This window comes from Kitasatospora sp. NPDC088779 (genome assembly GCF_040685395.1).
Classification (GTDB): Bacteria; Actinomycetota; Actinomycetes; order Streptomycetales; family Streptomycetaceae; genus Kitasatospora.
The window spans coordinates 299286-321193 of sequence record NZ_JBFBHW010000002.1 but is presented as its reverse complement, the minus strand read 5'-3'; the positions used below and the strand labels follow the sequence as shown (position 1 = coordinate 321193).

At 71.6% G+C, this 21908-nt stretch carries 13 protein-coding genes; 8 read left to right on the top strand and 5 right to left on the bottom strand.

Translation table 11 applies throughout. The features are described from left to right. Positions 1-271 precede the first annotated feature (271 nt). Entirely contained in the window at positions 272-847 is a 576-nt protein-coding gene (locus tag AB0P03_RS02925; RefSeq protein WP_350883073.1) for a TerD family protein, read from the top strand. A 69-nt stretch (positions 848-916) separates the two neighbouring features. Here the strand turns inward: AB0P03_RS02925 and AB0P03_RS02920 are convergent, their stop codons facing one another. After that, positions 917-2176, bottom strand: a complete 1260-nt coding sequence (locus tag AB0P03_RS02920; RefSeq protein WP_363627635.1) for an FAD-dependent monooxygenase — start codon at positions 2174-2176, stop codon at positions 917-919. Positions 2177-2360: 184 nt separating this feature from the next. Here AB0P03_RS02920 and AB0P03_RS02915 point away from each other — a divergent pair, with 184 nt between their 5' ends. From AB0P03_RS02915 to AB0P03_RS02905, 3 genes are all read left to right on the top strand, one after another. Next, entirely contained in the window at positions 2361-4415 is a 2055-nt protein-coding gene (locus AB0P03_RS02915) for an NADPH-dependent 2,4-dienoyl-CoA reductase (protein ID WP_363627634.1), read from the top strand. A gap of 77 nt (positions 4416-4492) precedes the next feature. Then, complete coding sequence (locus tag AB0P03_RS02910) at positions 4493-5080, top strand: PadR family transcriptional regulator (protein WP_363627633.1); 588 nt, start codon at positions 4493-4495, stop codon at positions 5078-5080. Between the two features lie 90 nt (positions 5081-5170). Continuing rightward, positions 5171-5929, top strand: coding sequence for a hypothetical protein (locus AB0P03_RS02905; protein ID WP_363627632.1), 759 nt, complete (start codon positions 5171-5173; stop codon positions 5927-5929). Between the two features lie 239 nt (positions 5930-6168). Here the strand turns inward: AB0P03_RS02905 and AB0P03_RS02900 are convergent, their stop codons facing one another. Continuing rightward, the gene (locus AB0P03_RS02900) at positions 6169-7419 is read right to left on the bottom strand and encodes an acetylhydrolase (RefSeq protein WP_363627631.1); all 1251 of its coding nucleotides are present in this window, start codon (positions 7417-7419) and stop codon (positions 6169-6171) included. Between the two features lie 446 nt (positions 7420-7865). Between AB0P03_RS02900 and AB0P03_RS02895 the strand changes: the two genes are divergently transcribed. The 4 genes from AB0P03_RS02895 (at position 7866) to AB0P03_RS02880 (ending at position 11428) form a co-directional block, all read left to right on the top strand. Then, positions 7866-8537 (top strand): DUF4097 family beta strand repeat-containing protein, encoded by a 672-nt coding sequence (locus AB0P03_RS02895; protein ID WP_363579637.1) that lies wholly within the window; start codon positions 7866-7868, stop codon positions 8535-8537. Positions 8538-8602: 65 nt separating this feature from the next. Then, complete coding sequence (locus AB0P03_RS02890; RefSeq protein WP_363627630.1) at positions 8603-9724, top strand: serine hydrolase domain-containing protein; 1122 nt, start codon at positions 8603-8605, stop codon at positions 9722-9724. Positions 9725-10100: 376 nt separating this feature from the next. After that, complete coding sequence (locus AB0P03_RS02885; protein WP_363627629.1) at positions 10101-11069, top strand: DUF4331 family protein; 969 nt, start codon at positions 10101-10103, stop codon at positions 11067-11069. 116 nt (positions 11070-11185) lie between these two features. Then, positions 11186-11428, top strand: a complete 243-nt coding sequence (locus tag AB0P03_RS02880) for a helix-turn-helix domain-containing protein (RefSeq protein WP_363627628.1) — start codon at positions 11186-11188, stop codon at positions 11426-11428. 404 nt (positions 11429-11832) lie between these two features. On the opposite strand, the gene AB0P03_RS02875 is transcribed toward AB0P03_RS02880, so the two are convergent. From AB0P03_RS02875 to AB0P03_RS02865, 3 genes are all read right to left on the bottom strand, one after another. After that, positions 11833-12159, bottom strand: a complete 327-nt coding sequence (locus AB0P03_RS02875; RefSeq protein ID WP_363579631.1) for a hypothetical protein — start codon at positions 12157-12159, stop codon at positions 11833-11835. A gap of 20 nt (positions 12160-12179) precedes the next feature. After that, on the bottom strand, positions 12180-20630 hold the full coding sequence (locus AB0P03_RS02870) for a ricin-type beta-trefoil lectin domain protein (RefSeq protein WP_363627627.1): 8451 nt from the start codon (positions 20628-20630) through the stop codon (positions 12180-12182). 426 nt (positions 20631-21056) lie between these two features. Then, positions 21057-21908: a hypothetical protein gene (locus AB0P03_RS02865; RefSeq protein WP_363627626.1), complete on the bottom strand. Its 852-nt coding sequence runs from the start codon at positions 21906-21908 to the stop codon at positions 21057-21059.

Sequence of the window (21908 nt, the reverse complement as noted above, 5' to 3'; positions counted from 1 at the left end):
ATCGACACGCCAGGCTCAACGACCGGCACCCCACCGGGGTACCGGTCGCATCACCACATCATCCGAACTCGTTATGTGCGAAGGACGGGTCTAGGGCGTGTCTTCCAACCCCCGCCTGCGCGGCGGCGTGGGGGTGGTGCGGGCCGGGATGATGGGTGGTTCCCGGTGGAGCCCCTGAGAAATCCCCGGGGTGGGGCCCGACCGCAGGTGGATTCCCGTGATCTCTACAGTGTTGTAGATTCGTCCGCAGGGAGAGATCGAGGAGGGCATTGTGGGAGTTTCACTGGCCAAGGGCGGCAACGTCTCGCTGAGCAAGGAGGCGCCCGGTCTGAGCGCCGTGATCGTGGGTCTCGGCTGGGACGTGCGCACCACCACGGGCGCCGACTACGACCTGGACGCCAGTGCGCTGCTCTGCAACGCGCTCGGCAAGGTGGTCTCGGACCAGCACTTCGTCTTCTTCAACAACCTGCGCAGCCCCGACGGTTCGGTCGAGCACAGCGGCGACAACCTGACCGGTGGCGGCGACGGCGACGACGAGCAGATCAAGGTCGACCTGGCGCGGGTGCCGGCCGACGTGGCGAAGGTGGTCTTCCCGGTGTCGATCTACGACGCCGACGCCCGGCTGCAGAACTTCGGGCAGGTCCGCAACGCGTTCATCCGGGTGCTGAACCAGGCCAACGGCCAGGAGATCGCCCGCTACGACCTCAGCGAGGACGCGTCCACGGAGACCGCGATGGTCTTCGGTGAGCTGTACCGCAACGGCGCGGAGTGGAAGTTCCGCGCGATAGGGCAGGGTTACGCCTCCGGTCTGCGCGGCATCGCGACCGACTACGGCGTCAACGTCTGATCGCGGCAGGTGAATCGCGGCAGGTGATCTGACGGGGTTTCGGCGGCCACCGGCCTTTGCGGCCCACGCTCACTCGGGACGCCCGAGGGCGTGGCCGCCGAAACCCCCGCTGCCGGTGAGCTGACGGCGCCACCAGGCGTCCATCCCCGGTCCGTCCATGGCCGACCAGTCCGGTGCGGCGGCGACCTGCTCCCGGCCGAGCCGTCGGCCCAGTTCCACCAGCTCCCGCCCGACCACGCCCCGCTCCTGGTCGTACGCGGCCAGCAGGGCCGGCCAGGACCCGCCGTCCGCGGCGGCGGCCCGCCCGGCCTGCTCGAAGGCGTGCGCGTCCTGCAAGGCCTTCACGGCGCCGCTGGTGTTGTGCGGGCGGACGACGGTGGCCGCGTCCCCGCCGAGGAGCAGCCGGCCGGCCGTGCGGCGCGGGGTCTCCAGGTCGTAGACGGGCTGGAGGAAGGTCCGCTCGCGCGGGGTGAGGGTGACCAGGGCGGCCCAGTACGGCGGCAGGTGCCGTTCGGCGAGCTGGCGCAGGTCGTCCAGCCGCCCGTCGGTGAGGGTGCCCGCCGGGATGCTGGTCGGGCCGTCGAGGCGCAGCCAGGCGGGGGTGGGCGCGTAGAAGACCCAGTTCACCTGGGTGGTGCCGGGGGTGAGCCCGGGGATGCGGTAGATCACGACCTGGCCGCCGGGGTAGCAGACGGTGGCGCACTCGTCCTCCGGCCAGGCCGCGGCCCCGCCGGGCAGCTCCGCCAGCAGTGCGGCGTCGTAGCTGCCGCGCCAGCACACGTACCCGGCGTATGCGGGTCGGGCCTGCGGGCAGACCGCCGCGCGGACCACCGAGCGGTAGCCGTCGGCGCCGATCACCAGGTCGTACGGTTCGCGGGTGCCGTCGGGGCCGGCCGTCCAGGCGCCGTCCCGGTCGGTGCCGGCCGCGGTGACGGTGTGGCCTTGCCGGAACTCGACCCGGTCGGGGGTGCGTTCGCGCAGGGCCTGCCAGAGGACGGCCCAGTGGTGGGAGTGGAACGGCATCGGCTGGTTCCAGAGCACCCGCCCGCGCCCGTCCGGTCCGTCGCCGCCGCGGTCCTCGGCCGTCTCCCGGGTGACCCAGCGGCGGACGGTGAGGCGGTGGCGGCGGACGCCGTCGTGGAGGTGGCCGGCGTGGACCAGTTCGTCGAAGCGGTCGTCGTTGATGCAGATCCCGACGCCGCGGTCCTCCAACTGGCCCTCGCTGCGTTCCAGGACCACGATCCGGTCCGCTCCCAGCCGGGCGGCGGCCCCGGCGAAGGCGCTTCCGGCGATGCTGCCGCCGATCACGGCTATCGAGCTATCCCGCATGGCGGTCCTCTCCCAGCTGCCCACACTGCCGATCTGACAATACGCGGATCATGTCCGCGAGTTGGTGGGAACCGGCAGAGCGCGGGGCCTCGGCCCGCGGCCCCCTTATGCAACTAGTTGCACATCGAGCCGCCGTCCCCTACTCTGCGGTAACACCGACCCCCGCCGCCCCCAGGAGACGTCGATGAGCGCGTCGATGAGCACCACCCCCGGCAGCAGCCGCTACCCGCACCTGCTCAGCCCGCTCGACCTCGGCTTCACCACCCTGCCCAACCGCGTCGTCATGGGCTCCATGCACGTCGGCCTGGAGGAGGCCCCCGACGGCTACCGGCGGATGGCCGAGTTCTACGCCGAGCGGGCCCGCGGCGGCGTCGGCCTCATCGTCACCGGCGGCATCGCCCCCAACGAGGCCGGGCGCCCCTGGGAGGGCGGCGCGATGCTCACCACCGGGGCCGAAGCCGACCGCCACCGCGTCGTCACCGACGCCGTGCACGCCGCCGGCGGGAAGATCGCCCTGCAGATCCTGCACTTCGGCCGCTACGCCTACCACCGCGACCTGGTCGCCCCCAGCGCCCTCCAGGCCCCGATCAGTCCCTTCGTCCCGCACGAGCTCACCGCCGCACAGGTCGAGCAGACCATCCAGGACTTCGTCCGCTGCGCCGAACTCGCCCGCCGCGCCGGGTACGACGGCGTCGAGATCATGGGCTCCGAGGGCTACCTGATCAACGAGTTCGTCGTCGCGGCCACCAACCGGCGCGAGGACGAATGGGGCGGCCCGTACGAGCGCCGGATGCGCTTCCCGGTGGAGATCGTCCGCCGGGTCCGCGAGCGGGTCGGCGAGGACTTCATCATCGTCTACCGCCTCTCCATGCTCGACCTGGTGCCCGGCGGCTCCACCCTCGACGAGGTCGTCCGCCTCGCCCAGGCCGTCGAGGCCGCCGGGGCGACCATCATCAACACCGGCATCGGCTGGCACGAGGCCCGCATCCCCACCATCGCCACCTCCGTGCCGCGCGGCGCCTTCGCCTGGGCGACCAGGAAGGTGATGGGCACCGTCGGCATCCCGCTGGTCACCACCAACCGCATCAACACACCGGAAATCGCCGAGCAGTTGCTCGCCGACGGCTGCGCCGACCTGGTCTCGCTGGCCCGCCCGCTGCTCGCCGACGCCGACTTCGTCGCCAAGGCGGAGGACGGCCGCGCCGACGCCATCAACACCTGCATCGGCTGCAACCAGGCCTGCCTCGACCACACCTTCAGCGGCCTGATCACCTCCTGCCTGGTCAACCCGCGCGCCTGCCACGAGACCGAACTCGTGCTCACGCTCACCAGGTCGCGCAAGCGCATCGGCGTCGTCGGAGCCGGCCCGGCCGGGCTCGCCTTCGCCGTCTCCGCCGCCGAACGCGGCCACGACGTCACCCTGTTCGACGCCGCCGCGGCGATCGGCGGGCAGCTGAACACCGCCCGGCTCGTGCCCGGCAAGGAGGAGTTCGACGAGACGCTGCGCTACTACCGCACCCGGCTCGCCGAGTTGGCCGTCACCCAGCGCCTCGGCACCACCGCCACCGCCGACCGGCTCGCCGCCGAGAACTTCGACGAACTCGTCCTCGCCACCGGCGTCACCCCGCGAACCCCCGGCGACCTGCCGGGAGTTGACCACCCCAGCGTCGTCGGCTACCTCGACGTCCTGCGCGACGGCGCCCCCGTCGGCGAGCGGGTCGCCATCCTCGGCGCGGGCGGCATCGGCTTCGACGTGGCAGGCTTCCTCACCGACCCGGGTGACGCGGCCAGCCTCGACCCGGCCGTGTTCCAGGCCAAGTGGGGCATCGACCCGGAGTACCGCGAGCGCGGCGGACTGCGCCGCCCCGAGCGGCCCGCACCGCCGCGCGCCGTCCACCTGCTCCAGCGCAAGACCAGCAAGGTCGGTGCCGGGCTCGGCAAGACCACCGGCTGGATCCACCGCACCGAACTCCGGCACCGCGGCGTCACCATGGTCGCCGGGGCGACGTACGACCTGATCGACGACGCCGGCCTGCACTTCACCGTCGACGGCGAGCGCCAACTGCTGCCCGTGGACACCGTGGTGCTCTGCACCGGCCAGGAGCCGCGCCGCGACCTCTACGAGGCGCTGCGCGAGCGCGGCCTGGAGGCCCACCTGATCGGCGGCGCCGACGTCGCCGCCGAACTCGACGCCAAGCGGGCCATCAAGCAGGGCACCGAACTGGCCGCCGCGATCTGACCCTTCCTTGCGCGCTGGGTCCCTGTTCGGCCGGACAGGACCTGGGCACGCCTTGGGCACGCCCTAGGATCGACGGCATGTCGCTGCCGCACGCCATCCTCACCGCCCTGCTGGAGAAACCGTCCTCGGGGCTGGAGCTGACCCGGCGCTTCGACAAGTCGATCGGCTTCTTCTGGCCCGCCACCCACCAGCAGATCTACCGCGAACTGGGCCGGCTGGAGGCCTCCGGGCAGATCCGGGCCCTCCCGCCGTCCGGCCCCGTCCGCGGGCAGAAGAAGGAGTACGAGGTCCTGCCCGAGGGCCGTGCCGAACTCGCCCGCTGGACGGCCGAGGGCGCCGAGCCGCGCGCCGTCCGCGAACCGCTGCTGCTACGGCTGCGCGCCGCCGCGGTGGTCGGCACGGACGGCCTGGCGGCCGAGGTGCGGCGGCACCTGGCGCTGCACCGCGCGCAGTTGGACGACTACCGGGAGATCGAGCGGCACGACTTCCCGGCCGAGGCGACGGCCGGGGAGAACCGCCTCCAGCACGCCGTGCTGCGGGCGGGCATCGGGCTGGAGGCCTTCTGGGTGCAGTGGCTCGCCGAAACCCTCGAAACCCTTGAAGCGCTCGAAACCCCCGGCCCGCCCCCGGTGGACCAGGGGGACCAGCCGGACCAAGGGGTCTGACCTGCGGCGATCCGCGCCCGCGAGCCCCTTGCCAGGCCCGGTGGGACACTGGTGCCTGTCCCTGCCCGCACCCTCGACCGGGGGGCCCGCATGTCCCACCCGAAGCCGCTCCACGCCCTCGCCGCCGCCGCCCTCGCCGCGGCGGTCGCCTTGGGCCCGGCCCACCTCGCCGCGGCCGCGACGCCCGGCCAGTCCGTCCAGGGCCTGCCCACCTCCGACCAACTCACCGCGGCCCTGCTCACCGTCGACGACGTCGGCCCAGGCTTCACCCAGGTCCCCAGCACGGCCAGCCCCAGCCCCAGCGCCGGCCCCAGTACGATGCCCTCCCCGGCCAACGGCTGCGACGCCCTCAGCGACCTGATCAACATGCACACCGGCATTCCCGGCCCCGAGACCCCGCACGCCGAGGCCGAACTGGACGGCCCGGGCGGCAACCCGATGGTGACCGAGTCCCTCACCGCCGAGGACGCGGGAAAGCTCACCACCGACCTCGACGCCGCCACCGCGGCCCTCAAGAGCTGCCACACCATCACCTTCAACGCCGGCACCAACGACTCGGTGACGTTCACCGTCACCCCGGTCACCCTCGGCGACCGCCAGGACGCGCCCGCCGTCCGCCTCGACGGCACCCTGGCCGGCGTCCAACTGAACGCCTTCGTCGGCGTCGAGCGCTTCGGCACCGTCGGCATGGCCTTCGGCTTCTTCCAGCGCGGCGGCGACTCCCCCCAACTGGCCTCCTTCCAGTACCGCGCCGCCGTCGCCAAGGTCCAGCGCGCCCTCGGCACCACCGCCGGCAGCACCACCCCGCCCACCGCCACGGCCCCCGTCACCCAGGGCGCCTTGGTCTGAGCCGGACAACGCGACAGCCCCCGCCGAGCACGGAGCTCGACGGGGGCCGCGGCGTGCGGGGGCGCCGGTGCTGAGCGGATCGGCGCGCTGTTCGCCGACTACACGCCGGACGAGATCGCGGTGATCGCCGACTGGTTCACCCGGGCCAAGGGGGTGCTGGGGGAGTCGCTGGACGAGATCCGGGCCGAAACGCCGTAGCGGCCGGCCCCGGGGAGGGGCCGGCCGCCACGGTCGCGGGTTCACGGCAAGTAGGTCACCTCGGGGAAGGCCGCGGACGGGCCGTCGAGGAGGCGGCTGGCACGGTGCCGCAGGTGCAGGTCGAAGAAGGCCACCGGGTACGCCTGCTGGATCTTCACCGCGCGGGCCGGGTCGAGGGTGCCGATCATGCCCCGGACCTGCTCGTCGGTCAGGCCGAGGAGCTTCGCGGCCTGCGGGATCAGCACCTGGTTGTCGCCGTACGAGACGTGCACGGCGCCCTGGGCCTGGACATCGAGGCGCCAGCCGCGCAGGTGCGGCCAGAACTCGGCGACGTCCGGCTGGCCGGCCCGGGTGAACGCGGCGGTCATCATCATGAACGGCCGGTCCAGGTCGGTGGTGATGGTCGGCTGCATCGGGCCGTCCAGGCTCAGCCCGGCGCGGACGCGCCGGTCGGTGAGCATGGTGTAGGCGGTGGCCGTACCGCCCTTCGACCAGCCGAACATGCCGATCCGGTCCGGGTCGAGGGCGTGCAGCAGCCCGGCGGGCAGCGGCCTGCCGTCGACGTCGGGGTTGCACCCGGCGGCGAGGGCGTCGACCTGGTCGAGGAGGAAGCGGATGTCCGCGGCGAAGTCCTTCGGCCCCATCGGGACGCTCCGGTCCGGGGTGAGGACCAGGCCGTCGGGGAACTCGGTGATCGCGTCGCGGGTGTGGTCGACGGTGACCACCACGTAGCCGTGGCTGGCGAGTTCCTGGACCATCACGGTGTGGTCGGCGCGGTGGCTGTGCGCGCCGTGCGAGTAGACGACGACGGGCAGGCGGCGGCCCGCGCGGTGGACCGGGGCGCCCACGCGGCCGGAGGTGAGCGGGGCGAGGGCGGGGTCGATGGCGAAGCCCGTGTCCGCGAGGAACGCCCGCAGTGCGCCGTCGGCCATCCAGGGCGCGAGCGGGTGCTCACCGGCCTCGCGAGCGGGGTACCAGACGCTCGCCATCAGCTCGCGGAACCGGCCCGGGCCGGCCAGCGGGTCCGGGCGGGAGGCGTCGAGCAGGTGCAGCGGGACGGTGCCCACGGGGTGCGGCCCGGTGGGCTCGGGCAGGGTGAGGCGCGCCGGGCCGCCGGTGGCGGTGGTGGCGGCGGGCGTGGTGGTCCCGGGGGTGGTGGCCCCGTCCGCCGCCCACGCGGGGCGGGCGAGGGCGAGCGGTGCGGCGGCCCCGGTGGCCCCGGCGGCCAGTGCGGCCCCCAGCAGGCGGCGGCGCGTCATGGCGTGTCGGCTCGTGAACGGCGTGGTGGTCATGGGCCCTCCCTGGGTGTGCTGGACAGAACCGGGCCGAGGCGCGCGGTCTTCGCAGGTGCGGCCGTCGTTCGACACCGGACCTCCGGGGAAGCGCCCCTGACGGACCGTCCGATGGATCTCCGTGCACCTGAGCGGAAGGCTGTCATCGCGGCGCACCCGGCCACATCCGACCACCGGATGACAGTGCGGCCGGGCGCATTGGCCTGGGGGTTTACATCCGTGGGCTGATGCGGCGGCGCGCCGGGGCGGGGCCGCGCATAGCGTTCACGTGCAATCCAATGCAACGGTCGGCGCGACTGACGTTGCGTTAAATCTGCAACTGTTGCAACGATAATGAGGCATTGACCTGCGATGATGCTGATTGTACGCAACATGACTGTTGCCAGGAATCTTGAAGGCAACGTAGCGTTTCCGTTGTCAGAAACAACGAGCCGCAGGAGAGCATCATGCAGAAGTTCGCCACCCCCGCCCCGGTCTCCACCGTCCTCGACATCCCCGCCGGGCGCATCCGGTTCATCGCCGCCGACCGGGCCGACACCACGGTCGAGGTCCTGCCCGCCGACGCCTCGAAGAGCCGCGACGTGAAGGCGGCGGAGCGGACCACCGTCGAATACGCCGACGGCGTCCTGCGGATCGAGGCGGCGGCGGCCGAGAACCGGATCCTCGGCCAGTCCGGCACCGTCGAGGTGACCGTCCAACTGCCCGCCGGCTCCCGCATCCAGGCGAAGACGGCCAGCGCCGAACTCCGGGGCGTCGGGCGCCTCGGCGACGTCACCTTCGAAGGCGCGCAGGCCTCGGTCAAGCTCGACGAGACCGCCGGCGCCCACCTCGCCGTCCTCGCCGGCGACATCTCCGTCGGCCGCCTCAACGGCCCCGCCGAGATCACCACCGCCAAGGGCGACATCCACATCACCGAAGCCGTGCACGGCACGATCACGCTGCGCACCGAGGCCGGCGACGTCTCCGTCGGCGCAGCCCGCGGAGTCTCCGCCTCCCTGGACGCCGGCACCACCTACGGCCGGATCCACAACGCGCTCAAGAACGCCGACGGCGCCGCCGCCGGCCTGAGCATCCACGCGACCACCGCCTACGGCGACATCACCGCCCGCAGTCTCTGACGCGGCACCGCTCACCCACCCCTGAACTGCGCCGCGCACATCCCACCGCGAGACGAGGAACGACCATGACCAGCACCCTCCACACCGTCGAGAACGACACCGCCCAGGACCGCCCGGAACTGCAGCAGGCCACCCAGGAGTTCGTCGACGCCGGCTTCGCCGGGATACAGCTGCGCGTGCACGACGAGCGCGGGGAGTGGGTCGGCAGCGCCGGGGTGCGCAAGCTGGGCGAGGCCGCGAAGCCGTCGGTGGACGGGAAGTTCTGGGTCGGCAGCACCACCAAGACCTTCGTCGCGACCCTGGTGCTGCACCTGGTGGCCGACGGCGCCATCGGGCTGGACACCCCGGTGGCCGACCACCTGCCGCAGTTCGGGCTGGACCGGCGGATCACCGTGCGGATGCTGCTCCAGCACACCAGCGGATTGGCCAGCTACACCGGCGACCTCGAACCCGACGGGACGTTCGTACCGGGGATCCCCGCGATGGGCAAGGAGTGGGTGGACAACCGGTTCCACAGCTACCGGCCCGGGGAACTCGTGCAGTTCGCCCTCTCCAGGCCGGCACGGTTCGAACCGGGCACCGACCAGAGCTACTCCAACACCAACTACACGCTGGCCGTGCTCCTGATCGAGCAGGCCACCGGCCGCCCGTACGCCGAGGAGATGCGGCGGCGGATCCTGCGGCCGCTCGGACTGCGGGACACCGTGGTGCCCGGCGACTCGCCGGAGCTCCCCCGGCCGCACGCCCACGGCTACTACCGCTACCAGGACGGCGACCAGTGGAAGGTGGCCGACGTCGCCCGCCAGAACCTCTCCCTCCTGGTCGGCGCCGGCGACCTGATCTCGACCACCCGGGATCTCCACACGTTCTTCGCCGCACTCCTGGGCGGCACGCTCCTGCCCGCCCCGCTGCTGGACGAGATGCGCACGCCGCACGGGATGCTCGGCTACGGCCTGGGCCTGTTCGTCCAGGACCTCGGCCCGGACGGCGGCACCATCGTCCACCACAACGGCGGCGCCCCCGGGGGCTACGGGGCACTGATGATCGGCACCCCCGACGGCAGCAAGATCCTGACCGCCGGACTGACCACCGGCGACTCCGCATCCGACCCGGCGCAGGAGTTCCCGAAGGCGCTGGACCGGCTCATCAAGGCGGTGTTCGGCGGCGGCGAGCGGGCCGAGGGCTGACGGAGTGCGGTTTCGGCGTGAGGAGTGAAGCGGAGCGGCGCAATAGAGCCAATGGAAACTCAAGTCCAGCTCACCATTGGGAAATTGACTCTATGTCAAATGCCGAGTAGCGCCGACGCCGTAGCGGCCCGGGCCGCCGACGAAACCTTCGCCGGCCCGGAGGAAACGGCGGCGCCCTGGACGTATGCTGACCACGGATTCGGTGAGTGCTCGGCGCGCCTATCCGGATGCGGAGGGTTGGCCCGTCGCTTCCGCGCGGCGGGCGTCGGCGTTCCGTCGGCGGTCCGCCGGGAGATGACGGCCAATCGGCGGACGGGCGGGCGGAGTGCGGGTGTCGTCGGGCCGGTGCCGGGTGGGGGCTGCTACCAACGGTCCCATGTCCCATCACCTCAGTGGCCCCAACCTGCGCTCCCCCCGGGGCGACGCGCGGCTCGACCTGACCGACGTGTTCGCCTTCCCGGCCGCCGATGCGCCCGGCCGGACCGTCCTGATCATGAACGCGAACCCCTACGCCCCCACCCAGGCGGCCGAGTTCCACCCCGACGCCGTCTACCGCATCAACATCGACAACGACGGCGACCACCGCGCCGACGTCGCCTACTCCTTCACCTTCTCCGCCCCCACCCACACCGGCGCCCAGACCGTCACCGTCCACCGCGCGACCGGCGCCGCCGCGCAGAAGCACGAGCCCACCGGGGACGTCCTGTTCTCCGAAGCCCCGGTCGCCTTCGGGGACGCGCCCGACGTCATCGAGGTGAACGGCCGCAAGCTCTCCGTCGGCCTGCGCAGCGATCCCTTCTTCGCCGACCTCGAAGGGATCGTCAACGACTTCACCTGGACCGGCAAGGACGCCATGGCCGACGCCAACGTCTTCGGCATCGCCCTCGAAGTCCCCGACACCGACCTCGGCCCCGACCCGACGATCGGCGTCTGGGCCCGGGTCAGCCTCCGCCAGGACGGCCGGCTCGTCTCCGTCGACCGTGGCGCGCACCCCTCCCTCACCGCCTACTTCAACAAGGAGGAGGTGAAGGACGCGTACAACGCGGGCGAGCCGGCCGACGACTGGGAAACCTACCGCGAGGCCTGGACGGCCGTCCTCCAGCACACCGGGGACTACACCACTGCGGCCGCCACCGAGACCCTCAAGCTCGTCCTCCCGGACATCCTCCGCTACGACCGCTCCCGCCCCGCCGCCTACCCCAACGGCCGCACCCTCGTCGACGACGTGACCTCGGCCCGCCTCACCATGGTCTCCGGCGGCAAGATCACCAGCGACCACATCCCCCCGCACACCGACGTCCTCCCCGTCTTCCCCCACCTCGGCCACCCGCACCCCGTCAAGTAGCGAGTCAAGTGGCCGGACGACAAAGCGGCGGTCAAGAATCCTTGACCGCCGCTTCGCACTTCCCGCTCTGATCATGTGCCAGGCTGTGCGCCCCCACCCGCGTATGAGGAGGTTCGGTGAACCACGCGCGCCCCCTGATCGAGGACTTCCCCGCCCACCCGGACGGAGACCCGGCCGGCGCCCTCGCCCGGGTCGTCCGCGAGCGCCGCACCGCCCTCGGCCTCTCCACCGCGGACCTCGCCAAGCGCGCCGACCTCACCGACGCCCAGATCCGCGCCATCGAGGCCGGCCACGTCGCCCCCACCCTCTCCCTCCTCACCGCCCTCTCCCGGGCGCTGGAGGTTGCGCCGAAGCCGTGAGCGCGGCGGCCCGCGCCCGGAGCAGCCCGCAGTACTTCACGCTGTCCGCGCCGAAGGAGACCCCGTGGACCGGGGAGCGGAGCGTCAGGACCAGGCCCGGAACCCCGGCGAGGACGATCGGCATGAGGTCGTCGACCCTGGTGAAGAACGCCGCCGACGAGGCCGCGATCAGTGCGCACACGAGCCCGATCGGGAAGTACGCGAGAGCCCAGGGACTGCGCCTCTTCTGCATGTCCCACCCCAGTTGCGTTGTGCGTAGGGGCGCCATCCGAACTTCGGATGGCGCCCCTACGGGTTCGTTCAGTAGATCAATGGTTGGTCGAGCCGCAGGGGGACGCGCCCCCTGCGGCCGATGTGCTTCGAGAGGAAGTGGGAAAGCCGAGGACTTCCGGGGACGGGGCCCCTCAGTCTCCAGCGACGTAGACGAAGGTGCCGGGCGCCTCACTGCATTTGCTCAGCAGTGTGTCCAGGCGCACCAACTGCGGATTCTCCCTCCAATCGGGAATCGTTCGCACCTCTGCGCGTGCGGTCGCACACTGTCGGGAGTCCAGCAGTGTGTCGCCGTAGAGGTCGATGCGGAACAGTGTCGGGAAACCCTCGCGGGGGAGGTTGGCAATGGCGTCCATGAGCACGTCATCCTCATCCCCGAACGATTCGGTGACCGTCCTCTGCGAGAGTCCCCAGCTTGTCAGATCGGGGAGTTCGGAATTCCAGAAGACATCCAGCCCCATGTAGTGACCTCCAACTCGTGTCAAACCGGGTAGGCAGTGACGACCTTGCCATGGCGCACCACCACCTTGATGCTGGTCTTCCGTATGCCGTTCTTGTTGTGGCCGACCGTCCTGTTGCCGAAGTCGTAGACGTGGAAGTGGCCGGGCGTGCCATTGGTGTTCGGCTGAGCCGGGGCCTTCTTGATGGCCGTCTTGATCATTCGCTTGATCGTTCGCGGATTGCTCGTGGCGAACTTCGACTTCCAGGGGTTGGCCAACCGGAGCACGTGGCGCGGGAAGATGTGGCCCATGTACGTCAGGTGGGAAAGGCTGGCGCCTGAGCAGTTGTGCACCACGACGTCGTTGCTCGCGTCGCGCACCGAGTAGGTGTGCCGGTTGCCGACGTTGAGGTTGACGACCAGTTGCCCGTCCAGGTCACCGAGGTCGTCGACCGCAGTGACCACCGGCGTGGTGCCGTCGGGTGAGCGCAGCCGGTCTCCCGGTCGGACCTCCAGGGCCTTCACCCAGCCGCGGCCCTCCACCCAGATCGGGTGGCCGTCAGTGGCCTGTAGCGGGGCGGCCGAGGCGTCCGCGTCGGTGCTGATCTCGACGATGTGTCGAGTGCCGTAGCCGGTGATGACGTCCAGCACCGGCTCGGCGGAGGTGGTTCCGGTCTCCGGATCCGTTGCCGCCACATGGTCACCCACCCGCACGTCACCGATCGGCAGGTAGGTGCCGTCGGCCATGAGTACGGGAGTGTCGGGCGTGAAGGAGTTCCCGATCGGGCAGGCAACGGCCTCCGTGCGCCGGAAGACCGTTCTGGCGGCCGAGGCGATCTTGCCCGCCTTGGCCGCGACCCTGGTCGTCGTGGCGGCTGCCGCGACGGCCTTGACCACCGGGCCGGCGCCGACGGTGGCGGCGACCGCGGTGATGGCCATCTCCGCGGCCTTCCCCCAGTTGCCGGTCGCGGCGTAGGAGACCGCCGAGACGGTGGCGGCGACGGCGCCGATGGGGCCGGGGATGTAGGACGCGACTTCAGCGACCTTGGCGACGACCTCCACTGTCTTCTTCAGCCACTTGGGCATGCCCCAGTTGCCGTCGAGGTCGGTGCAGTTGACCGGATCGCCGGTGCAGTAGTCGTACGGACTGGCGTTGCCGCCGGGGACGGGGTCGATCTGGAGGAAGCGGCCCAGGGCCGGGCTGTAGAGGCGGGCACCCATGAGGATGTCGCCGTCCAGCGCCTCCGCGGAGCGCTCCTTGCCGCCGAGCCAGCCGTAGCGGACGTTGGCCTGGCCGTCCTGGGGGATGCCGAACTCGTCGAAGTCCAGCACGACCGGCTTGGTCAGCGCGGTGTCCGTGGTGACGACCACCGACCCGAACAGGTTGGTCAGTTGGAGCTGGATGTCACCGGTCCTGCTGGTGGTGGCGGCCAGACCGGCGTCCGGACCCGTGACGTTACGGGTCAGGTTGCCCTGGGTGGTGTCTTCGACCGTCCAGCGGACCTGGTCGGAGTCGTCGCCGTAGTGGTTGAGCTTCGACGTGGCGTTGGCCCAGGTGCCGTCGGCCTGCTTCTTGCTGGTGGTGAACGCGGTGAGGCGGTGGGCGGCGTCGACGGCCCACTCCTGCTTGGTGTCCCCCTTCTCCTGGACGGCGACCTTGTCGTTCGCCCAGTAGGTGTTGGTCGCGCCGGTGGCCGTCTTCACGGTGCGCCCGAACGCGTCGTAGACGAAGCCCGCGTCGGTGAGCCGGTCGGCGCTGTCGTAGGTGTGGTTCTCCGCCGTGGCCCCGGCCGTGCTGCACTCGCCGGCCGCCCCGCGCGGGGAGGTCTGCTTGGACAGGCGGTTGGAGTGGGCGTCGAAGGCGTACTGCCGGGTGACGCAGCCGGTGGCGGCCGTGGTCTGCTCGGCCTTCACCAGCCGGCCGAGCCGGTCGTACTGGTAGGAACGGGTGGCGGTGGAGCTGGTGTCCTTGGCGACCTGGCCCTGGGTGGACATGTCGGTGGTCTGGGCCCAGACCACCGTGTTGTCCGAGGTGCGGGTGTAGGTGCGGCCGGTGGCCTCACCGACGGCGTTGAAGGTGTCCTTGCGGACGATGCCGCCGGGGTAGGTCTGCTCGACCAGCTGGCCGTCCGGACCGTACTTGGCGGTGAACTCGCCTGCCACGCTGTCGGTCACGGAGGTGACCAGCCCGCGGGGCTCCTTCACCCGGTCGTAGGCGTAGCCGGTGGACCCGGTCGGGTCGCTCACCTTCACCGGCTTGCCGAACCGGTCGAACTCCGTGGTGGTGGTGCCGCCGTCGGCGTCCGTGTAGGAGATCAGTCGGCCCAGTTGGTCCATGACCCGGGTCAGGGACTTGCCGTCGGAGGTGGTCTTCACCGCGTCGCCGGTGGCCGGGTCGTACTCGACGGTGACCTTCGGCAGCGGCTTGCCCTCGTCCGAGGTGATCTCGGTCGAGAGGATCCGGTCCAGCTCGTTGTAGACGGTGACGGTCTTGCGGGACTTGCCCGCGTTGGTCTCGGTGACCTCCTCCGGCTCGTTGAACGCCGAGTACCGCGTGACCCGCTTCACCGGCAGGGTGGTGGGCATCCGCGAGGCGTCGGCCCCGGTGACGGCCCCGCCCGGCAGCGTGACGCAGGGCAGGCCCGCCCACTCGGGACGGTTGGCGCACGCGGCGTCGTCCGCATTGGTCCCGGCGGTGTAGAACACCGACTTGACCGTTCCGGCGTCGGTGCCGTTGGAGCCCGGCTTGCGGGATTCCAGCGCCCGCCCGGAGGCGTCGAACTTGACGTAGGCGGTCAGCTTGGCGCCGAGGGCGTCGGTGGTGACCGAGGTCGCCTTCTTCAGCGTCCAGCCGGGGGTGCCGCCGATCGGAGTGTCGAAACCGTGCTTGGTGACGCGCAGCTCCACGTCGTCGGCGTAGCCGTCGATGCGGGCGCCGTCGGTGGCGGTGGTGACCAGGTGGTAGGCCTGGCCGTCGGGCTTCCCTTCGTCGTAGGTGTTGGTGTTGTGGTCCCGCGCGACGACCGAGGTCCCGGCGGCGAGCGTCGGGTTGACGGTCGCCTTGGTGAGGGTGACGGTGTCGATGCCGGTGTGGAACCGCTCGCCGCTGCTGGCCGCGTTGGTGTCGACCACGGTGAGCTTCAGCTCGTGGTCGCCGCGCGTCAGCTTCACGGGTGCGCCGGTGGTGTACGGGGCCACCGCGGCGCTGGCGCTGTAGGTGTCGAGCCGCTGGCCGACGTCCTTGCCGTCGATCGCCCACTGGATGACGCCGTGGTCGCTGTTCTTCGTCAGCTGGCCGGAGAGGACGTACTCGCCCTCCTCGGGAACGGTGACGCGCATGGCGTCGAACGCTCCCGCCGCCGTGCCGCGGATGCCCAGCTGGGCACCGCCGGACCAGGTGACGCCGCAGCAGTCGTTGTCGATCTGGACCTTGGCGTTGGTCCCCAGCTGCGGCAGCTTCTCGGCCTCGGCCGTGACGACGGCCGGGTTGGTCTGCCCGTTGACCTGTTCGGCGAGCGAGGCTCGGTAGACCGGTCCGAGGATCTCCGTCACGTCCAGGCCGTCGGCCGTGTAGACGGTGCGGGAGTCCAGCAGCCGGGCGCGCGAGACGGAGTCGGCCGTCGTCAGGTTCAGCTCGGCAGCGAGCTTGTCCGCGTCCGGGTGGACGCCGAGCGCGATGGAGCGGTTGGTGGCCGACAGGCCGCGCACGGCGTGGCCGTAGCGGTCGTACTCGGTGGTGCTGATGTCACCGCCCGGTGTAGTGGACGGTGCCGCGGTGTTGACCTCGTTGCCGGAGGCGTTGAGGTAGTGGACGGTGGCCGGCTTGTAGCCGTCCGGACCGGGCTTCGCTGCCGAGGCGGTGTTGGCGCCAGGGTCGTCCTCGGGGCCGAACACGGCGGTGGCGTCGGTCGGCGCATCGGTCTGCGCCCACTTGGCGACGTCCGCGCCCGCCAGGTCGTTCGGACCGCCGGCGCCGCGGGTCAGCGGCACCTCGTAGACGACCGACGTCGCGTTCTCGCCGGTGACCTGGTCCTTGCTGCCCGGCGCGAGCGTGCCGCGACGGACCTTCAGCAGGCGGCCAGGATCCTGGTCGGCCGCTGCCTTGCCGTAGTCGAAGTTCCACGGCAGCTCACCGGCGGCGCCGATCCGGGTGACCCGGCCGGCGTCGTCGTAGCTGTACGCGGTCTTCAGCGGGGTGGCCAGGCGCGGGTCCCAGACCTGGGCGAGGCGGCCGCGGTCGTCGTACGCGTAGTGCGCGACCTCGACGGCCTCCTGCTTGGAGGTGGCCGGGTTCCACGTCCAGACCTTCACGCCCCGGACGCGGTCCAGATAGTCACCCGGGGTCGCGGCCGTGGCGGTGGTCGCCTTGGCGTAGTCGTACTCCATCACCTCGCAGCCGCGCGGCAGCGGGTCGACGGTGCAGCCGTTGACGTCGTCGACGCCCGGCTCGACGGCCGGGATGATGCGCTTGACGAGCGAGCGGCCGTCGGTGGTGTCGTACTGGTAGCGGGTGGTCGAGGCCGCGTCGGGCCCCGTCTCGCTCACCACCTGGTAGATGTTCGAACCGGCCTGGCGGGCGAAGACGGTCTTGGAACCGTCGAGCTCGCCGAGCTCGTAGGCGGTGCCGGAGGTCTGGAGGTCCCAGACCTGGTTGGGCCCGGTCCAGCAGACCCAGATCGAGGCGCCCTTGTCGGCGTCGAGGCACTGGCCCGACTGGCGGTTCATGACCGTGCCGTTGGTGCGCACCTCCCACTGCTGGTTGGCGCCGCCGTTGCAGTCCCAGAGCGTGAGCGCGGTGGCGTTGGCGGTCTGGCCCCAGGGGTTGTCCAGGCAGTAGCCGAGCAGGCGCAGGGTCAGGTCGTCCCCACGGGTCCACTGCTGGTTCGACCCGCCCGTGCAGGCGGCGGGCCGCAGTCCGGCGCCGTTGCCGGCGGCCCCGTTCGGGACCTCCAGGCACTGGCCGGTGGCCGACAGGACGATCGCGCCGGACTTGGCCGGCACGGCCTTGAGCGACATCGACTCGGCGCCCGGCTCGGGGAAGAACGTTCCGTCCGTGCCCTTGGCGAAGGTCAGCGAGTTGTCGTCGTTGCTCTTGATCTCGACCAGGTCGGACTGCGGGAAGGACAGCGCCCGGTAGTCCGAGCCGGTGCCCGCGTCCGGGCCGCCGGCCCACTGCGGGCCGAACGGGGCGACGATCTCCTTCAGCGACAGGTCGTCGAAGAAGACCTCCTTGCCGCTGCCGGCGGTGTTGCCGTTGTAGAGGCGGAACCAGGCCTCGGTGGCGTCCTTGGGCACCGTCAGGTCCAGCGTCAGCTGTTGCCAGCCGTCGGTGAACGACGCCTTCGGAGAGGCGGTCTCGCCGTAGCCGGCCGGGGTGCGGTAGACGCCGACCATCCGCAGGCCGCGGTTGGCCAGCGGGTTGTCCAGGCCGGTCGCGCCGGGGACGTAGATCCAACCGGTGAGCCGGTAGGTCCTGCCGGGCTGCATGCCCTGGCCGAGCGTGTACTCGGGGCCGAGCGCGGCGAAGGAGTCCCACCCGGAGCCGGCCGGGACGACCAGGAGCGAGTCGGGCGAGTTGTCGTGGCCGCGGACCGTGGAGCGGGACAGCGCCGCCTGCCCGGCGGTGAAGCCGGTGAGGTCGGTGCCGATCTGCCGCTGGTTGAGCGTCAGACGCTCGCCCTGGGGCTGCCAGCCGCGGCCGAGGTCACGCGAGGAGGCGGTGCGCTTGACCGACAGGCCGCGTTCGTCGGCGTCGGTGATGTCGGTCGAGTAGTCACCGGTGAGCAGGTTGACCGAGCCGGGGCCGATGCCGGCGCCGGCCGCGCCGTCGGCGTTGCGGTCGACCGTGATGGTGTTCCAGACGGTGGCGTAGCCGTTGCCGGAGCCGTCCTCGGGGAAGAGGAGAGCGCGGACCTGGACGACGCCGCCGACCTGGCCGAGCGTGTCGAGGACGCTCCAGTTGGCGTGCGGGCCGAGGTCCGCGAGACGCGGCTTGTCCTCGGTGACCGCGGTGTTGTCCGCCTTGGTCAGGTTGGTGCGCGGGACGTTGTACTCCGCGGCGCCGGGGCCCCGGCGGTACTGGTAGACGACGCGCTGGAACTGCGCCTGGGCGTCGACCGCGAGCTTGACGCGCTTCGCGGACTGGGTGCCGTTGACCGGCGAGCTCATGCCCGCCTGGCCGACCTGGAAGGTGTACGTCGCGGGCGGGGACAGGTTGCCCGCGCGGTCCTTGGACTGCACGCTGAGCACGCGCCGACCCTCGGTGGTCGGCGTGATCGACGTGGTCAGCGCGCCGGTGGCGGCGACCGTCACCGGGGTGCCGCCGTCCAGGGTGTAGACGTAGGCTGCGGTGTCGTCGGTGCCCGGGGCGGGGGAGAAGGTGAACGACCCGGCCTGGTTGGCGGTGCCGTGCCAGAGCCCATCCGCCGGGTAGTCCGCCGAACTCACGAACGGCGTACCGGGCTTGACGGTGTCGGCGATGACGTTGGTGCCGACCCAGCCGGAGCGGGACTTGCCGTCGTCGAGCATGGCCCAGATCGTGTACTGCACGCCCTCGTCGAGCTTGGCGATGCCGTAGTCGGAGGGGCGGACGGTCGCGATCGCGCCGTTCGGGGTGTCCCGGACGATGCTGCCGATGAACGTGCCGCCGCGCCACAGGTCCAGGTAGATCTTCAGCGGGTCGCCGTCGGGGTCGGCCGCCTGCACCTGGAAGCGCGGGTTCGCGTCCGAGGTGTAGCGCGGGTTGCCCTGCTGGGACGGCTGCACCTCCACTGTCGCCGGGGTGGCCGGGACGGTGTTGTAGGTGATCGAGAGGTACGGAGGCCAGTAGCCCTCGGCGGAGCTGAACTTCTTCCAGGACAGGTTGCTCGACTCGTCGGCCGCCTTGAGGGCGAACCCGTATTCGTTGTGACCGAACCCGGCGAAGTACCGGATCATCTCGGTGACGTCGGCCTTGGCCCAGAACGTGCCGTCGGAGGCGTAGCAGTCGTGGGTGTCACCGTCGTTCGCCACGTCGTACGTGTCGTTCGAGGTGGCCCACTTGCGCTCCATCGCGGGCTGGTTGCCCCAGCGGGTCCACCAGGCCGCGCCGGGCGCGTTCCAGACCTCCCACTGCTTCGGGATGCAGGACGAGGAGTGATGGTTGGCGAGGTTGAGCGTGGCGCCCAGGATCTGCTTGCCGTTGAACGACCCGCCCGGGACGGTCAGGAACGACCGGGCCACGACCTTGCCGTCGTAGCTGCCCAGTTTGAGGTCCGTCGACGAGGAGGCGTCGATGTTCTCGTTGGTCTGGACGTAGGTGTCGAAGGTCGTGCCGACGTCCACCACCGGGTCGACGGTGACCGGGAACTGGGTCTTCGGGTCCGCGAGGAAGGCGGCGTCCGGGGTGAACACCAGCTCGGTGTCCGCGCCCTGGCCGCGCACCTCCATCGTCACCGGGCCGCGGTTCAGGTGCTCCTGCGAGGCAGGGTCGACCGCGGCGTCCCACATGACGGGGGTCGGGATCTTGACCGCCGCCTTGCCGGTCGCCTTGTCGAGCAGCTGGATCGAACCGTCCTGCTGCGGCGAGACGGTGAGCCCGGTGGTGTCCAGCGGGAGCGTCACCGTGCCGGTCTGGGCGACGGCGGAGCGGTCCTTGACGATCAGGAACTGCTCGAAGCCGGTCCGGGTGGCTTCGAGGACCAGGTCGACGCCGGGGCGGGCGTTGACGTAGGTGGCCTTGTTGCCCTCCAGCTTGGGCTTGGGCAGCTTGCCCAGCCAGCCGAACTTGACCTGCTGCTCACCGGAGCCGATCCTGACCAGCTCGCGCTCGGCGGGGACCGGGGCCGGGGCGGACTGCGGGTCGGCGGCCGGGGCGGCGGCGCGGGCGCCGCTGCGGGAGGCCCGGCTCGCGTCGGCCGAAGCCGAAGCCGAGGTCGAAGCCGAAGCCGAAGCCGACGCCGACGGAGACGACGACGGGGACGCGGAAGCGGGGGCCGTCGGTATCGCACTGGGCGACGTCGCCGGTGCCGTGGTCGGCGCAGTGGTGGCTGCGGCGCTCGGTGCCGTGGTCGGTGCGGTCGTCGGTATCGCGGCGCCCGGCAGGCTGTCGCCCACCGTCACCCCGGCGTCGCCGCCCTCGAAGACCACCCCGCCCGGGTGCGCCTTCGGCGCCACCTTGCCGTCCGGGGTCTGCACCAGCGTGGTGTCGACGGGCACCCAGGCCTCGCCGAGCTTCATCCGGATCGGGCCGGTGGAGCGGTCGGAGGTCAGCGTGCCGTCCGGGTTCGCCCACAGCGTGGTGAACTCCGTCCGGGCGTTGGTGACCTCGATCCGTCGCTTCTGCAGCCGGGCCGAGAGCAGCGCCGAAGCCTCGTCAGGCGCCTCGGTGGCCGGAGCAGTGGGCGGAGTGGTGGGTGAGGGTGCGGCGGTGGCCGGAGCGGCTGTCACCGCGTCCACCACCACGCCGGCCTGCACCAGCAGGCCGAGCGTCAGGAGCGCTGATACGGGGCGCATCCGACGCGTAGAGAAGGCCCCGCCCGCAAAAGCGGACGAGGCCCGAGACCGTCGTTTCATCAAAAACTCTCTCAAGGGATGTGCATTGTTTTGAATGGCCTGATCGAAGCCGAAGCACAATCTCTCACCCCCAGCTGACTCCCAGTGACCAATCAGGATGACGATTGCGTAACAGATCGCTTACGCTGAGAAGCCGTGAGAAATGGAGTCATTTTGATGACATCGCCCCAGGTGAGCGAGGTGTCCGACATGCGAAGAGGGTCCCCAATCGCGTGCGCGAAAGGGCCTGGGACGGTCGTGAAATTAGTAAGTGACGTGCAGTCAATTGCTGTGCGGGCTTTCCACCGCTACCCGCCGATGGCGGGACACCCGGAGGTGCCCCGCCATCGGCGCTGTTCGCAAAGTGGAACCCGAGCACAGGTGCCGTCAGGCGGTGCCGCGGCCCGCCCGGCGGCGGCGCAGCAGCGCTGTGCCGAGCCCGAGGGCGGCGAGCAGGGTGCCGGCCCCGGTGAGCAGGGCGGCGGTCGGGGTGGAGTCGCCGGCCGGCGCCGCGACGGGGGCCGTTCCCCGGTCGAAGCCGCCGAGCAGGTGCGCCTTGGCGTAGTCGGTGCCGGGCAGCTTGTCGGCGTACCGGTCGTGGACCACCTGCTGGTACTGGGCGAGGGTGATGCCCGCGTCGCCCACGGACCGGACCGCGTCCGGGTTGAGCGGCCGTACCTGGCCGTCGACCAGGGCGTACCAGGCCCGGATCTGCGGTTCCTCGAAGGCCACGGCGCCCCGGCCCAGTGCTGCCGCGGCGGCGGCGTGGTCGGTCTCGTCGCTGCCGGAGGCTATGTTGATCTCGGCCCAGGACCCGCTGGCGTGCGGGTCGGGGGCCGTCCACACCGAGGCCTTGCGGCCGTCGGCCGCGTCGGCCTCGGTCGCCATGAACGCGAACTTCGCGACCGGCGCCCCGACGGAGGCCGCCGCGACGAAGTCCGGGTTGAGGTAGTACACGGGGACGGTGTCGCCGACCACCCGGGCCGGGGCGGCGGCCTGCGCCTGGCGGGCGTCGGAGGAGCCCTGGCCGGAGCCGTGGGCGAAGAACCCGCCGAGGGTCTGCACGACGGGGGCGGCCTTCGCCGCCGCGGCGGCCGCGGTGACGTCGGCCGCGGACGGGGCGGACGGGGCGCCGGCTGCCGTGGCCGAGGTGGCGGCGAGGGCGGGGGCGGCGGCGAGCAGTCCGCTGCCGGCCAGGGCGATGGCGGCGAGGGCGCGCGGGGCGCGGAAGTGCGTCAT